13 protein-coding genes are annotated in these 14,966 nt (G+C 53.9%); 5 read left to right on the forward strand and 8 right to left on the reverse strand.

Translation table 11 applies throughout. The features are described from left to right. Positions 1 to 41: 41 nt before the first annotated feature. A complete protein-coding gene (locus GCU45_RS07690) occupies positions 42 to 1,454 on the reverse strand; it encodes a polysaccharide deacetylase family protein (protein WP_152398545.1) in 1,413 nt (470 codons plus the stop codon). A 196-nt stretch (positions 1,455 to 1,650) separates the two neighbouring features. On the opposite strand from GCU45_RS07690, the gene GCU45_RS07695 reads away from it, so the two are divergent. Continuing rightward, the gene (locus GCU45_RS07695) at positions 1,651 to 2,808 is read left to right on the forward strand and encodes an AI-2E family transporter (protein WP_076169654.1); all 1,158 of its coding nucleotides are present in this window, start codon (positions 1,651 to 1,653) and stop codon (positions 2,806 to 2,808) included. Here GCU45_RS07695 and GCU45_RS07700 read toward each other — a convergent pair. After that, positions 2,774 to 4,552, reverse strand: coding sequence for a peptidoglycan D,D-transpeptidase FtsI family protein (locus GCU45_RS07700; protein WP_341874547.1), 1,779 nt, complete (start codon positions 4,550 to 4,552; stop codon positions 2,774 to 2,776). The genes GCU45_RS07695 and GCU45_RS07700 overlap by 35 nt on opposite strands. A gap of 210 nt (positions 4,553 to 4,762) precedes the next feature. Beyond that, positions 4,763 to 6,937, reverse strand: a complete 2,175-nt coding sequence (locus tag GCU45_RS07705; protein WP_152398546.1) for a methyl-accepting chemotaxis protein — start codon at positions 6,935 to 6,937, stop codon at positions 4,763 to 4,765. Positions 6,938 to 7,393: 456 nt separating this feature from the next. On the opposite strand from GCU45_RS07705, the gene GCU45_RS07710 reads away from it, so the two are divergent. The 4 genes from GCU45_RS07710 to GCU45_RS07725 all read left to right on the forward strand — a co-directional run bounded on the left by GCU45_RS07710 (position 7,394) and on the right by GCU45_RS07725 (position 11,794). Continuing rightward, positions 7,394 to 8,593: an MFS transporter gene (locus GCU45_RS07710; RefSeq protein WP_152398547.1), complete on the forward strand. Its 1,200-nt coding sequence runs from the start codon at positions 7,394 to 7,396 to the stop codon at positions 8,591 to 8,593. Positions 8,594 to 8,691: 98 nt separating this feature from the next. After that, positions 8,692 to 9,930, forward strand: coding sequence for an aspartate aminotransferase family protein (locus GCU45_RS07715; RefSeq protein ID WP_152398548.1), 1,239 nt, complete (start codon positions 8,692 to 8,694; stop codon positions 9,928 to 9,930). A 56-nt stretch (positions 9,931 to 9,986) separates the two neighbouring features. Beyond that, complete coding sequence (locus GCU45_RS07720; protein WP_152398549.1) at positions 9,987 to 11,024, forward strand: zinc-dependent alcohol dehydrogenase; 1,038 nt, start codon at positions 9,987 to 9,989, stop codon at positions 11,022 to 11,024. 44 nt (positions 11,025 to 11,068) lie between these two features. Then, positions 11,069 to 11,794 carry an HAD family hydrolase gene (locus tag GCU45_RS07725; protein WP_152398550.1) on the forward strand — a complete coding sequence of 242 codons (726 nt, stop codon included), beginning with the start codon at positions 11,069 to 11,071 and terminating at the stop codon, positions 11,792 to 11,794. A 170-nt stretch (positions 11,795 to 11,964) separates the two neighbouring features. Here the strand turns inward: GCU45_RS07725 and GCU45_RS07730 are convergent, their stop codons facing one another. The 5 genes from GCU45_RS07730 to ruvX form a co-directional block, all read right to left on the reverse strand. Continuing rightward, positions 11,965 to 12,567 carry a DUF1349 domain-containing protein gene (locus tag GCU45_RS07730; RefSeq protein WP_152398551.1) on the reverse strand — a complete coding sequence of 201 codons (603 nt, stop codon included), beginning with the start codon at positions 12,565 to 12,567 and terminating at the stop codon, positions 11,965 to 11,967. Between the two features lie 172 nt (positions 12,568 to 12,739). Further along, complete coding sequence (mltG, locus tag GCU45_RS07735) at positions 12,740 to 13,807, reverse strand: endolytic transglycosylase MltG (RefSeq protein WP_208837107.1); 1,068 nt, start codon at positions 13,805 to 13,807, stop codon at positions 12,740 to 12,742. A gap of 111 nt (positions 13,808 to 13,918) precedes the next feature. After that, positions 13,919 to 14,230, reverse strand: a complete 312-nt coding sequence (locus GCU45_RS07740) for a DUF1292 domain-containing protein (protein WP_116229388.1) — start codon at positions 14,228 to 14,230, stop codon at positions 13,919 to 13,921. Further along, the gene (locus GCU45_RS07745) at positions 14,223 to 14,534 is read right to left on the reverse strand and encodes a DUF1292 domain-containing protein (RefSeq protein WP_076169646.1); all 312 of its coding nucleotides are present in this window, start codon (positions 14,532 to 14,534) and stop codon (positions 14,223 to 14,225) included. The genes GCU45_RS07740 and GCU45_RS07745 overlap by 8 nt, the downstream gene beginning before the upstream one ends. Before the next feature lie 11 nt (positions 14,535 to 14,545). Then, on the reverse strand, positions 14,546 to 14,962 hold the full coding sequence (gene ruvX, locus GCU45_RS07750) for a Holliday junction resolvase RuvX (protein WP_076169645.1): 417 nt from the start codon (positions 14,960 to 14,962) through the stop codon (positions 14,546 to 14,548). Positions 14,963 to 14,966 lie beyond the last annotated feature (4 nt).

Raw genomic sequence — 14,966 nt, forward strand, 5'->3', positions numbered from 1 at the left:
GGACAGCCCCGATCCATATTTTCGTATAAGTGCTGTTTGATTTACATAGCAGGCGGCGTGCTGCCGATCCCCTGCGACGAAGCAACCAGATTCAGGTCAAGCAGCTCGCCCTTCTTCTCCTCTTGCGGATCGGACGGCTCCTTCACTTGCTGCCGGCGGTGAGATCCACTCTCGGAAAACCGCCCGATCAGCTGATCGACGGGCATGACCAACAGTTTCGGAACCATCTGTTCCGCATGGTCCTTCAGCCGTTCCTGTCCGGACGGATTAATGATCCGCAGCAGAAATCTGAGGTACAGCTTCGTCGACTTGGCGAACAGCCCGTCTTTTAAGTCGACGATTTTGAAGCCGAAGTTCTTCGGCCCCCGGTTAATCATCGTGACTCCGTATATGGCCTTCGCCTGCTGCAGTTCAGGGTCGCTCAGGATGATCCGGGCCAGTTCCGGGAACTGATCTTCGGTGCCGCGGATCATCTGGATGGCCAGGTGCACCATCGATCTGGACCGGACACCGAGCCGGAACAGCTTCTCGTTATCGAAGTGCAGCTCGATCACTTTATCTCCCTTGGACAGCGTTGCGCCATCATTCATCTCCACCGTTTGTCCCTTATAGGTGCGCAGCCGGTAATGAAGGAAAGGATCATAAGGCCGGATGGATTTCAACCGGAACATCGCATGAAACAGCGTTTCCCACAGCAGCCAAACTTTGACCGAAGCCCGTTTCAGCCGCGGCAGCTTTCGCTCCGGCGCTTTCTCCTTCGCTTCGATCATCTCGTCGATCCGGATGGCTCTCATTCCGCGGCGCTCCGCTTCCTCCAGCACCCGCTCCAAAGCGATCAGCATTTGCTGCGGCGCGTCCGGGTTAGCTCCGGCCGTGAGGCCGCAATCATGCAGCAGCATCACTTCTCCGGGCTGAAGCTTGTTCAGCATCCGCTCGGTCAGCCGGTCCGCGCCGATACGTTCTCGCCAGTCGCCGAACATGGACGACCACAGGACGATCTTGAACTGGCTCCGCTTGGCAAAATCGAACAAATTCACGATTCCCCACGGCGGACGATAATAAGAACTGCGCTCCCCGGTTATCGTATGAATAACCTTGTCGGTCTTCATAATCTGTTTCTTGACCGTTCCCGGCCGCATCAGCCAGTTCGATTTATGGACATAATTATGAATGCCGATCAGATGGCCTTCGTCATAGATCCGCTTGACGATTTCGGGATGCTGCTCTGCGTGCGAGCCGACGACAAAGAAGGTGGCCTTGGCGTTGTATCTTTTCAGCAGGTCCAGCAATTTCGGAGTGTACACCGAATCGGGACCGTCATCGAAGGTCAGCGCGTATTCATGCTCCGTGATCCCTCTACGAAATACGCGGAAACCGAATATCCGGGTGATCAAGCCGGGAATAAACGCGTAAAACGATGAGATGTAAAATAACCAAAGCAGCAAAGTCTGCATGTCATATCCCCACTTTTCTCTGTATTGACTTTGACTTGCCGAAAGGCATGTGTTATTTGATAACTTTGATTTTCATAGGCACCCTATAAAAATCGCTACCTCTTATTTTATCACAGTGACTGAAGAAATAGGCGTTTTTTTATAAATCGTGTACAATGAAAAATAATCTGTTGTGAAAAGGAGAGATCCGCCCGCGATGCTTCCACTGTACAAAAAATACTGGCGAACCTTTGTGGATATCGGGTTCATCGTACTTACCGTTTTCCTCGTCATGTACATATTCAGCAAGCTGTACCAAATCGCCGCGCCCGTATTTTTATCGTTCGTCGTCTTCTTTATGATCGAACCGCTGGCCAAGTTTTTGCACAAGAGGGGCATGCCCAAACCGTTCGCTTCCGCCATTTCCGTACTGGTGTTTATTCTGGTAATCCTGGGGATCCTGTTCGGAGTCGGCCTGATCGTCGTTTCCCAGTTCGCCCAGGTCCAAGATAATTTGCCCAAATACACGCATATGATTCAAACGGAATTTACCAAGCTGACGCAATTTCTTCAGGAAAAAATCGCAGCCCTGCCGCCAAATGTCACCGCAAAAATGAACGAGTATTTTACAACGTTAACGGATTATGCCAGCGGGTGGGCCACAGCTTTCTTTAAATATATGGTCGGACTGTTCAGTTCGTTCTCGTCCTTTATGGGCAACTTCGGCATCGCCATCATCCTGGCGTTTTTCCTCAGCACCGAAATCGGCAGCTGGAGAAAAGTGATGCGGGACAAGTCGCCGAAGACGCTGAAGAACGCCTACACATTTCTGAAGACATATGTCCTGAAAGCCATCGGCTCCTACATCAAGGCCCAGCTGATCATGGTGCTCATCACCCTCGTGCTCGTATATGCCGGGCTGTTGATTCTGCGCACAGGCAACGAGCTTGCACTAGCCTTGGTTTGTGCCGTATTTGATATTCTGCCGCTCGTCGGGGTTCCGGTTATCCTGATCCCATGGATCATTTATTTGTTTATTGTCGGCAATCTCAGTCTGGCGATCGGCCTTTCCGTCCTGCTCGTCGTGGTGCTTCTCACCCGCCAGCTGCTCGAACCGCGGATTACTGGCAATTCGATCGGCGTGTCGTCGGCTTTCCTGATGCTCTCGTTCATGATCATCTCCCTGTCGATCTTTGGCATCGCCGGACTGATCCTCTCTCCCGTGCTGCTGATCCTGATCAAGGAACTGCTCCAGCAGGGATATTTGCAGAGCTGGATCCGCCTTCCGAAGGAAGAGTTCGACGTGTCGCCGTTTGATATGACCACCCGCACGCCGGATGCTACCCCGCCGGATGAGCCGCAAGCAGGTTCATAATGCGTCCGAACAGCACCGTCGCCTGGTTCCGGGAGGACGGCGACATATTTTGATACACTACTGCAGCCGCGTATTTCGGTTGGTTCACGGGTCCGTACCCGATGAACCACTGATGATTACGCGGCTGCCCGTTTATGGTCACCTGGGCCGTTCCCGATTTGCCGGCCAGCGGCCATGCTGTGCCGCGGATCGACTGACCTGTTCCTTCGGTGACCACCTTCTCCATCCAGCCGGTAATCAAATCCGCAGTTGCCGGCTGGATGATACCAAGGAACGACGGGGTCAAATGGGGCTTTAGCTCTTTCATCAGCTGGCCGTTGGCATACGAAACACTATCCAGAATTCGTGGCGCATGGACTTGTCCCTGCTGAAGAAGCGTCACGATCATGTTGGCGGCCTGCAGCGGGGTCACCTGTACATCGCGCTGACCGATGCCGGTCTGTGCGCGGATCCCTCCGTCCCGATCGGCCTTATCCGGATCGGCAAAGATTTTTCCGCTGTCCTCATGATCGAACGGGCGCAGAAGGGGCAGGCCAAGGATGTCCTTTTCCTCCCAACCCACCGTTCTGGCCAGGCCCAGCTTATGAGCGGCTGCTTCGATTTCGCCCGCTGACAGCCGCTCCGCCAGTTCGGCAAACACGGCGTTGCACGATTCGGCATAAGCCTCCGCCAGCGTAATCACGCCATGCTCTTTGGGGCAGGAAAGTCCATATTTACCGTATGCGCCGGTGCACGTAAAGGTTTCATCCGGAGAAGTAACGCCTGCCTCCAGCGCCGCTGCTGCGATGACCGTTTTGAATATGGAACCAGGCACGGCTGCCTGCAAAGCGCGGTTATTCCATGCCTTTTGCTGCGGATTGACGTCCAAGGGATTGTAGAACGGCAGCGATACCATGGCCACCACATCGGCGGTTTGCGCATCAAGGAGGACAACGGCGCCCTCCTTCATCCCCGATTCCTTGGCTAACTGCTCGATCTGCCGCTGCAGCTCCAGGTCCACCGTGGTGCGGAATTTGAGCGGATAATAAGCGTTACCTGGTCCCTTAATCCGGATGCCCGTACCCGGAATGGGATGATCGCTTCCATCGACGGTATAATAGGCGGTCGTCGGACCCATCCCTCGCAGGAGCGGCTCCAGCGTCTTTTCCAGCCCGGCCGCCCCTTCCTGGAAGGCATACCCCGTGTGGATCAGATGCTTCTGCCCGGGCTGCTCCGTTAAATAGCCGAGCCACTGCATCCCGCTGGAAGCATCCTCATACCGCTTGGTATACGGCAGCACTTCGATGCCGCTGATTCCGGCCGTCCTTACCTGTTTCGCCTCGCTGTCCTTCAACGCCAGCGGATCGCTCTTGCGGGAGTCCGGCCATACGAGAGGGACGCTCAAGTGGCCCCATACCTTCAGGAAGGCGGCCTGATCCGTCTTCAGGACCCGGGTGACCGCATTCAGCTTGTCCTTCGCATCTTGCCGGATGGAACCGGAAACCGGGAACAGCACGGCGGCAGAAACCGTCTTCCCTGTTAAGGGCTCGCCGTTTCTGTCGTAAAACTTGCCCCGCCCGGAGTCCAAAACGACGCCGCGCTCCCGCTGCAGCACCGACATTTCCTGCATCGTAAACCGGCTTCCGGGCAGCTCCGACACCCTCATAACGAGCTGTATGTAGGCTAACCTTAATATGAGTACCGTCATCATAAACGAAAGGATGACCAGCACATAGAAAATGCGCTGCTTATGTTTTACGCTCAAGAAGAACCCCTCTTTATGCCTTTTCTACTCAGTATATCCTTCAGCAAGCATGTCCAACCCGCCAAGCTTAGGCCAGCCCATTTCCCGGAGAACCAGAAAGCCAACGCATCCCCGAGCGGAGGACACGTTGGCTCACTGTGAAAACTGTTTATTGGGGTGGCACTACGCTGCAACGTTGCTGCATGCGAATCATGCTCCCTTATGCTTCCTTTAGTTCAGCGTAAACCGGGACAGCGATTCCTTCAACTGAATCGATACATTTTCCAGCTTGGCGGAGAGTTCAACGAGATGATCGCCCACGCTTTGCTGTTCATTGCTGAGCGAGGCGACTTCCTCGGAGGTCGCCGAGGATTCCTCTGCGACCGCGCTGACGTTGCTCATGCCTTCCGAAAGAACGCTGTGCGAATCATGCAGCGCTGATATCGATTCGGTTACGGATTGCAGCCGCTGCGTGAAATCACCCATCTGTTCCTGAACCGATACGAAAATTTCGTTCGTTTCCTTCACCGCATTCATTTGGTGCTGGAACAGCGGATAAGCGTCCGACAGCGCTTCGACCGTTTCATTCATCTCGGACATGATTTGACCGGTGATCTGCCCTACCATGTCAATCGATTGTCTGGACTGGTCCGCAAGCTGGCGAATTTCGTCCGCCACGACCATGAAGCCTCGTCCGGCCGCCCCGGCCCGCGCCGCTTCGATCGTGGCGTTCAGGGACAGAATATTCGTCTGCTTCGTAATATTTTGCAGCACGACCAGCACTTTGTTGACAGAGCTTGCCGTCTGCTTCAAGGCATCCACCTTGTGCATCAGCTCACGCGTCATTTCTTCCGTTTGATGCGTTTTGTCCAGCAGCTCGTTCAGCTGTTTGGTTCCGTACTGGCTGGATTGTTCAACATGCCGCGCGGCGCTGCCCATTTCCTCATTGGCCGTGATCACCAATCCCATCTGCTTGGCCATATGCTCGGTCATCTCGTTTCCGCGCTCCGCCTCGGTAGCCAGACTGCTTGCCCCGTTGGCGATTTCCTCGGTCGCAATGGCAATTTCTTTGGCCGAGATCGCCGTCTTCTTGGAAGCATCCGTCAGCTCGCCTGCCGTTTCAAGCACGAGCTGGGCCGTCGTATTCGTCTGCTGAACAAGCTTCGTAATTTGGTCCACCATCAGATTGAAAGCCTGTCCCAGCTGACCGATTTCATCCTTAGACTTATGCTGCGTCCGCACGTTCAGGTTACCCTTGGCCCCCTCCAGCATCAGATCCTTCAGCTTGCTGAGCGGGGTTGCGATCATCCGGGCCATCCAGAACCCGATCAGGATGGCGACCACGATCGCGCCAACGGCCATTCCCATGGTCAATACCAGAATTCCCTTAGCGTCCTTGACCAGCATTTCGACCGGAACGGTTCCTACCAGCTTCCAACCTGTCGTCTCGAGCGTGTTGTATACGGCAAGGATTTCATTCCCTTCGTTATCCTGCGTTTCAAGGGTCTTGGCGGGTTCTGTCTGGCCCTGCATGAACGAAAGTGTGGCTTTGGTTCCTGCTTCACTGTTCACGGTAGAGGCAACGACTTGACCGTTAGCGTCGCCAACCTGCAGCTTGCTTCCGTCACCCAAGCTGATTCCGTTGAGCTGGTTTTCGATGACGTCGGTCTTAAGCTCCACGATAATGACGTAGGCTCCGCCGCGGGACAAGCTCTGCAGCGAGCGGACCAGCTCGAAGGAAACGCTTCCATCCTTACCTTTTGAAGAAGGAACCCATGATGTCTGATTTGTTTTCTTCGCATTTTTGAACCAGTCGGCTTCGCGGATTGTATTGATGTCCAGGCCGCCTGAACCGGAAGAGATGATCCGCTGCGACTCTTCGGGCGGAACCAGATAAATCGCTTTGATCGAAGAGTTGCTGTTCAGCTGGTTTGACAATTTTTTATTGATCTGATCCGTAAGCACGAAGTTCTGGTATTCATCCTGCCGATTCCGTGCCAGCTCGTCGATGACGCTCTGCATTTCAGGATCAAAAAACATCTGCATCGCCATATCTTCATACTGCTTCAGAATGATATCCAATTTTTCCTGAGTTTGCTGGATCGTCTGGCTATTCGCCAGCGCCGTATTGTTCTTGATGGTGCTTTTGGCTTTGCTATAGGATGTTAGACCCAGGGTCAGCACGATCGCCGCTATCGCTACGAAAAAAATCAGGAACAACTTCACGCCCACCGACTTAAACGGGTTTAAATTTTGCAGCTGTGCCCCGCTGATGCCTGGCAGGCTGGCGAACCGTGACGGCTTTTTCGGATCTCCCGGCCCTCCTGATGCTGCTGAAGCCTTGTGCTTGCTGCCGCTTCGCTCCTTTGAGCTGGAGCTATTCTGTTTCTGTTTTTCTTCCCCCATATCTTTCTTTCGAATCCATCCCACTCTCACTCACCGCCGTTTCAATTTCTTGCATTACGTCGTATGTAAGTTTAAAAAACGAATGCCTACTTTATTCTTCGACATTTTCCATCTCGAACCTTTGCTTTTTTGGCAATTTTTTTATAACTTTTTTCCTAAGCTTCATAATTCCATTGAACTATGCATTGAAATGCCCATTAAAGATGGTGAAGCAGAGGCTGCCAGAGGCGGAAGACCTTATTATTCGACGAAAACAGTCAAGCCTCTTCTTTCTCTTTCGTATGAGAAAGGAACCATGCGGATGCTGCGTTCTCCTTCTAATTACATATTTTTTACATTTAAAATATTATTTTACAAAATAACATATTTATTTTATGTCTAATATGGTATAAATTGTATTACATCAGCTGATAGATTTGGAGATCTCCCAAAATATCGACAAAGGAGCGTGAGTTCTTGCGGAGGTTGTTTGCCTTAAGCTGCGGATTTTACCTGCTGATCGGAATCACCAGCGTGGTGCTTGGCGCGATGCTTCCCGTCCTCCTGGCCCATTACCATAAGGATTACGGTGACGGCGGAACGCTGCTGTTCCTGCAGTTTCTCGGCTTTCTCGCCGGAGTAACGGCTTCGCCTTTCATGTCAGCCCAGCTCGGCCGAAAGCGGATGCTTGCTGTTTCCTTGGCCTGCGTCACCGCAGCCTGCATTGTCATGGGGAGCCTTCCGTCCTGGACCTGGATCATTCTGATGACCCTGCTCGTCGGTTTCGGTTCCGGCATCATTGAGTCTTCGATCGGCGCGTTTACGATTGAATTTGCCGAAGAACAGAAAGCGGTCGCCATGACCAAGCTTGACGTTTACTTCGGTCTGGGAGCGCTCCTTATTCCCGCGGCGGTCAGCCTGTTTCTTACGATGGACGCCTGGTTCCTCACCTTTTTTACGGTTGCTCTGGTATCGCTGATGCTGTTGATCCTGTGGCTGGCCATGCCGGCAGAGAGCTCCGCACGGTTGGACAAGGCGGTATCCGCTGGTTCTCCGGAGAAAAGCCGCTACCGGGGTAGATACGCCGGGCTGCTGGGTATATTCATTGTCTTTTTCTTTGTATATATGGGTCTTGAGCTGGGGCTGATGAATTTTCTGCCCTCCATTCTGATCGAGAAGGTGCACGTTAAAGATTCACTCGCTTCCCTTGGCGTCACCATCCTGTGGATTGCTATGGTCATCGGCCGGCTGTTCGTGGGTAGAATCGCGGAAACGGTAAGGTATATCCCGTTTTTGGTCTGGAGCACGGCGGCTACCCTCGCCTTTACGATCGGGTTCGCTTTATGGGCGAACGAATGGACAGCCTACCTGCTCGTCTTTGGAGTCGGCGTCTCGATGTCCGGGCTGTTTTCCATCGCCCTCGTATATGCCAACGTGCTCATTCCGGGAATGACGGAGACAACCACCAGCATCCTGATCGCATCCGGCGGGATCGGCGGCGCGGTGCTGCAGTATCTGATCGGCTGGTCGATGGATCAGTGGTCGGCCGGAATGGCCGTCTGGATCCTTGCCGGGTTCAGCTTGATCCTGGTGGCGTCCCTGATCCTCACCAAGCAGCAGCAATCCAGGAAACATAAGCTTGGAGGCAGCCTTCTGGGGCACGGCAATGAAGGATGATGGCCCCCTTTTTGGTAGATCCGATGTCCATACGGAAATATAATATTCATCTAACAACATATTACCGAAATGAAAATGAACCTTTGGAGGGAAGACGGATGCAAACCTTAACCACAAACCGTTTCAAGTTTGGAAAAGGGATTACGTTGGTCGATGATGCAGGCACGGAGTATTTGGACGGCGTGTCCGGAACGTTCAATCTTTCGCTCGGCTACAACCATCCGCATGTCGTCGAAAAGGTTCAGGAGCAGGTGGGACGCCTGACTCACATGTCCTCCACTTTTACCGAACCGTATGTGAACGAAGTGCTGGACCAATTAACCGAGCACGCCCCGAATGGGATCGATACCGGCTGGATGCGGGATATTACCGGCTCCACGGCCAACGAATGCGCGACCAAGATTGCGCAAAAATATACGCAGGCCACCGACATCGTCAGCTTGTTTCTGTCCCATCACGGCCAAACCCAGTTTGCCACCGCCATCTCCGGCAACGCATTCCGGCGCAAGCACTTCCCCAACTCGACTGCCGCGAACAGCGTACATGTTCCCGCTCCTTACTGCTACCGCTGTCCCTTTAACGCCTCCCGCCCGAACTGCGGTTTTCAATGCATCGAATCGATCCATGACCACCTCGAATACGCAAGCTCCGGATCAGTCGCCTGCATCATCATCGAGCCGATCCTCGGCAACGGAGGGAATATCGTTCCACCTGAAGGATATTTCAAGCTGCTGCGCAAGCTCTGCGACGAACACGGGCTGCTTCTGATCGCGGACGAGGTTCAGACCGGAATCGGGCGGACCGGTTACATGTTCGCCAGCGAACGGTTCGACATTCAGCCGGATATGATCACACTTGCCAAGGGCCTGGGCGGTATCGGCGTTCCGGTGGCGGCCGTGCTGATGCAATCCCGCCTGGACGTGCTGGAGAAGCACGAGCACTCCTTCACCTCGGGCAGCAATCTGATATCCGTTACGGCGGCCAAGTCCACCCTGGAGGTCGTATCCGAGCCTGGATTTTTGGATGAAGTCAAACTGAAAGGCGAAATACTCGGCGACCTGCTGCATGAGCTTGAGACTAAATACGACTGCATCGGCGAAGCACGCGGAGTCGGGCTGATGTGGGGTTTGGAGATCGTGGACGAGGACGGGGCACCGGATGTCGCCAAGACCAACGCGGTCATCGATCGCGCCTTTGCCGATCAGCATCTAATCCTCCGCGGGTCCAGATACGGATTCGGAAACGTGGTCAAGGTCAGACCGTCCCTGACCGTAACGACGGATGAGATCGTAACGATCGTGGAAAGACTGGACGCGGTTCTGGCAAGCGTCGGTTAACAGGTCTGCTAATGTTCGCAAAAGTCAAATATCCATATCCAAGGAGGTAATACGTGATGCAGGCATTGGTATACAAATCGGCATGGGACGTAACGCTTGAGGAACGGCCGGAGCCGTCCATTACAGAGGAACATCAGGTTCTCGTCCGCATTCGCGCCACCGGCGTGTGCGGGACCGATCTGGGCATTGTGAGCGGCAAATATCATGCGGTATCTTCCGTCATCCTGGGCCACGAATCGGCAGGAGATGTCGTTAGCGTCGGCAGGGGAGTCACCACGCTGAAGCCAGGCGACCGGGTCGTGATCGACCCGACTTATTACTGCGGGCACTGTGAGATGTGCCGAACTGGCCGGCAAAATCACTGCGTCCATAAGTCTGTGACGGAAACCGGGGTCAGCGCCAACGGAACCTTTACCGATTATTACGTTACCGAAGACCGCTTTTTATATCCATTAAAGGATCATGTCAGCTACGAGGAGGCCACTTTAACGGAGCCGCTAAGCTGCATCCTGACAGGAATCAACCAAATCCGGCTCCTGCCGAATTTTCGCACGGTTGTTCTCGGTGCCGGGCCCATCGGCATTCTGTACAGCTATGCCCTGGCTTCCAAAGGCGTAACGGGAAGCATTGTGGACATCTCCAAAGAAAGGCTCGCCATCGCCGAGAGTATCGCCCCGGAACGCTGGAGAACTTATGATTCGTTCGAAACGGCGGTAGCGGAGGCTTCATCCGGTGGCGGACAGGTGGATCTTATCGTCGATACGACAGGCGTGGTCGGAACGCAGGTGCTTCCAAGCCTGGCAAACGGCGGTTACCTCATGCTTGTCGGCTTAAGAGACGGCGTCAGTACCTTTAATCCCAAAGAGGTCGTCGACCGGAGCCTCAAAATCATCGGCTCGATCGATTCCCTGGGCACCTTTTCCACCGCCCATTACATGATCGAGCGCCAAATTATCCCCGCACAAAAAATCATAACCCACACCTATCCCTTGGCCCGATACCGGGAAGCCTTCCAAGCCCTGGGCTGTGATCTGGACGGGCGTTCGCTGAGCCCTTCGTCCCAGGCGATCAAGGTCATTCTGCAATCGGTCTGAAGCCGTTTAGGCGCGAAAAATAACGACAAAGGAGCGTTAAGCTTATGACATTGCAGAAGCAGGAATGGCAGGGCCCGCCGGTAAAGGCCGTTATTTTTGATATGGACGGCGTGCTCGTAAACAGCGAACCGATCTATTTTGAGATTGAGCGCAGCTCTTTCGCCCACTTCGGCGCTCCCGTAACGGAAGAGGAGCATCACGGCTACGTGGGAGTAACGCTGGAGTCCATGTGGAGGCAGGTGCTGGAGAAGCATAAGCTCTCCTTCCCGCTGGAAGAAGTGCTCGCCTATCATCAGAACAACGTGCTGGACATCATGGCAGCACACTCCGAACTGCAGCCGATTCCCCACGTAACGTCTTGGCTGGATTGGCTGCGCAGCCGTCAGGTGCCGCTTGCGGTAGCTTCTTCCTCGCCTCCGTCCCTGATCCGGCTCATCATGGAACGCACCGGACTTGGAGCCTTTTTCAGCGTGCGGCTTTCCGGGGAAGAAGTGAAGTCCGGCAAGCCGGAACCCGACATTTTTCTGCAGGCCGCCAAGCTGCTGGGAGCCGAGCCCTCATCATGCCTGGTCATCGAGGACTCTCGCAATGGGGTCAAAGCCGCAAGGAGCGCAGGCATGCGCTGCATCGGGTACCTTAACCCCGGATCCGGCCGGCAGGATTTGTCCCAGGCGGACCATGTCATCACCAGCTACCTTGAAATGGAAGCGATCCGGGTCATGCTGTCCATCGAACGGCTCACTCCAGTCCCTTTGGATTTGCAAGCATAACACTGGCGGCTGTTTGATACGGCCGGCTTTAAGAAACAACCAATTTGAATTCAACCACCAAAAGGCTGCAGCCTCCGTCCGGGTTCGGACAAGAGTCTGCAGCCTTTTTCGCCGATGAAGTCGACCTGTTCCCGCGAAGGAGCAGGCTCAGCCGTCAGGCATGGCCGTCCTTACAACTCCGGCGGCTGTTCATGCACATCCACATCCGGCTTAGCCGTTGCCCATCGGGTAAAAGCCACTTTGAGCCCAGCACTCGTCGGCGCGCACAAATACGGTCCCGCTTGCCATTCATCCGGAGTAAGCCGGCATACGCGGACGGTTCTCCAGTCTTCCCCTTGCGTTCGTGCTCTGATAATAACCGCATCTTTCAGACGGGATGCCCGGATCGTCACGATCTTCTCCATCCACTCCGGGACGGGAGCAAGCGACCAATCCGAATAGCCGTGGGTCACGACCGCTCCGAGATGAGGGACGCCGTCATTCATCTCGATTCCGGCTTTGATCCACTGCTGCCCATGGCTCCATAACATCAGCCCCGCCTGATCATACAAATGATCGAAGGCGGTCAAACGAAAGGTTACCTCTACCGCTTCTTCCCCATCCCATGGCAGCAAAAGCGAGTGGCCGTTGTCCCGTTCAAAACCGTACATGGTCGTTTGCCAATAATCACTACCCTGGCACGCTTCAACGATCAGCTCCCCATCCTTCTCTTCACAAGCAGCCGGTTCCGTCGACCAGCGGCCGCTAGTCCACGGTATCACTTGTCTAGTCATATTCACGCCACCCTCTCCCCAAACGAATTTTAACATTTTGAACGATTTCCAGGCGAAACTACAGTACTTAAAAAGCACCCCGGACCCGGCGGAAGCGCGTGTCTCCGGCAGAGTCTGAGGTGCTTTGGTGCTCGCAGCGGCAAACGGATTCTGGGCGATAATTGCCCTGCAGCTACTGCTTCGCATTGCTGTTGCTTTTCTTAATGTTGTTCAAATGCTCCTGGTACGTCTTCGCAAATAAATGCTCATGCGAGCCGTCCTTCTTGGTCACGTAATACAAATAATCGGAAGCTTCCGGCGATAATGCGGCTTCGATCGAAGCGATGCTCGGACTGCAGATCGGTCCTGGCGGGAGCCCCGGATGCAAATACGTGTTATATGGACTGTCCACCTTCAGGTCCTTATACAGCAGCCGTTCCTTCGGCTCCTTCAAAGCGTATTGCACCGTAGCGTCGATTTCCAGCTTCATCTCCTTGTGCAGGCGGTTGTAGATGACACCCGCAACAAGCGGACGCTCCTTGTCGACCACAACCTCCCGTTCGACGAGCGAAGCCACCGTCAGCATCTCGTGCAATGTAAGGCCATGAGCCTTCAGCTTCTGCTCCAGATCAGGGATCTGATCCAGCTTGCTCTGCATTTGCTCCAGCATTCGGGTCAGGATCTCTTCCTGCCCGGTCCCTTTTTTAAATTCGTACGTGTCCGGGAATAGGTACCCCTCCGCCTTATGCTTTAACGAAGTATCCGCGGGGATCTCCTTAAAGGCCGGTACGTCCGTCTGACCGCCGGTATCCGCCAGCTTTACGAACGCGGCCGGATCACTCTGGCTTGCTTCTCCCACCGTCTTTGCGATCTGCTCCAGCGTATAGCCTTCCGGAATCGTAATGCGGATCATTTCCGCCTTCACCACTTCGCCGCTGTTCAGCTTGGCAATCAGCTGGTCGTAGGTTGCCCCCGGCTTCGCCTCATAGGTTCCCGCCTGAAAACGGGAGCCCTGGTTTTTCCATTTCAAGTAGATTTTAAAGAACATATCGTTTTTAATGAGTCCACTTTTCTTAAGAACCCCGGCAATTTGCGAAGTTCCCATTCCTTGCTCAATGGTAAACTTGACGGCATTCTGCGAAGCCTTCACCGGCTGCATGCCGTTCCAGACGTAATAGGCCCCACCGGCAATGATCACCAAGACGATCACCAGCACCACCAGAGCCTTTTTGGCAGCTTTCAAACCGATCCAACCCTCCATAACCAAAAAAATCCCCACAAAGCAGCGCAATGCTCCGTTTCACGCATTCCGCTGTCTTTGCGGGGACTCCGGAGTTATCAATTTTGGTACTTGATCAAACCTTGTGCCCGATTAATCTTCGCTGTCCTCAGGAAAGGTCATTTCGTCGTACAGCTCGCTGATATTTTCCCATTCATCGTCATCATCTATGGTGACAAGCCCAAGAGTTCCTTCAGGCGAGGAGACCACTTTCAGGATATCGAATTCTCCGCTTTGATCTCCTGGCTTTTGGAGCACAGCATAGCTCTGACCGTTGATTTCAAACTCAGCTGTAAGATCGTAGACGGAAGTGACTCCGTCCTCATCTTCCAGTTCCACAGTTGGACCAAAGGCTTCCTTCAGTTTGGAAGTCCATACGGCCTGATCTGCAGAGAAATCATTCATGTTCATTCCCTCCATCAAGTTCGGCAACCAGCGTATTGAACGTTTCCTCGACGATTTCCCACTCTTCGTCGTCCTCGATCATATACAGCTTCAAATCGTCTCCGTCCTCCTCATAGCGGAAGGCATAGACCTCGTCGGAGTCATCATCCTCGGAGTCAAGCGGAACGACCATCATATACTTGGAGTCCGAGCCGTCGACCTCGAATTTCATGATGACTTCAAACTCCTCTTCATTGCCTTCGTCATCGGGAATATAAATAATTTCCGGTTCTTCTTCTTCCATACGATTACGGTCATTAGCCATTTGTATCACCCTCACCTTTTACTCTTAGAGTCCAAATAGTTTTGCAAAATCAAGCTGGCAGCCATCTTATCCACGACCTGCCTGCGTTTCTTCCGGCTGACATCCGCTTCAAGCAGCGTCCTTTCGGCGGATACCGTCGTCAACCGCTCATCCCACAGATGAACCGGCAAGTTCAGCATGTCTCTCAGCTGGTCTGCAAACGCAATGCAGATTTCGCCGCGCGGACCAATGCTGCCGTTCATGTTCTTCGGGAGGCCAACCACGATTTCTTCCACTTCCTGCTCGCGGACCAGATCCGCAATTCGCTGCATTTCCGCCCCGTCGCGGCGGCGTTCGACCACTTCAAGCCCCTGGGCGGTCCAGCCGAACATATCGCTCACGGCCACCCCGATTTTGCGGTCCCCGTAATCGAGTCCCATAATTCTCATAAAG

It is taken from the genome of Paenibacillus cellulositrophicus (assembly GCF_009363095.1).
Classification (GTDB): domain Bacteria; phylum Bacillota; class Bacilli; order Paenibacillales; family Paenibacillaceae; genus Paenibacillus_AQ; species Paenibacillus_AQ favisporus.

Bases quoted from the DNA above. Each gene is read 5' to 3' on its own strand.
- GCU45_RS07690 (WP_152398545.1), bottom strand. From the start codon at position 1,454: ATGCAGACTTTGCTGCTTTGGTTATTTTACATCTCATCGTTTTACGCG.
- GCU45_RS07695 (WP_076169654.1), top strand. From the start codon at position 1,651: ATGCTTCCACTGTACAAAAAATACTGGCGAACCTTTGTGGATATCGGG.
- GCU45_RS07705 (WP_152398546.1), bottom strand. From the start codon at position 6,937: ATGGGGGAAGAAAAACAGAAACAGAATAGCTCCAGCTCAAAGGAGCGA.
- GCU45_RS07715 (WP_152398548.1), top strand. From the start codon at position 8,692: ATGCAAACCTTAACCACAAACCGTTTCAAGTTTGGAAAAGGGATTACG.
- GCU45_RS07720 (WP_152398549.1), top strand. From the start codon at position 9,987: ATGCAGGCATTGGTATACAAATCGGCATGGGACGTAACGCTTGAGGAA.
- GCU45_RS07725 (WP_152398550.1), top strand. From the start codon at position 11,069: ATGACATTGCAGAAGCAGGAATGGCAGGGCCCGCCGGTAAAGGCCGTT.
- GCU45_RS07730 (WP_152398551.1), bottom strand. From the start codon at position 12,567: ATGACTAGACAAGTGATACCGTGGACTAGCGGCCGCTGGTCGACGGAA.
- mltG (WP_208837107.1), bottom strand. From the start codon at position 13,807: ATGGAGGGTTGGATCGGTTTGAAAGCTGCCAAAAAGGCTCTGGTGGTG.
- GCU45_RS07740 (WP_116229388.1), bottom strand. From the start codon at position 14,230: ATGAATGATTTCTCTGCAGATCAGGCCGTATGGACTTCCAAACTGAAG.
- GCU45_RS07745 (WP_076169646.1), bottom strand. From the start codon at position 14,534: ATGGCTAATGACCGTAATCGTATGGAAGAAGAAGAACCGGAAATTATT.
- ruvX (WP_076169645.1), bottom strand. From the start codon at position 14,962: ATGAGAATTATGGGACTCGATTACGGGGACCGCAAAATCGGGGTGGCC.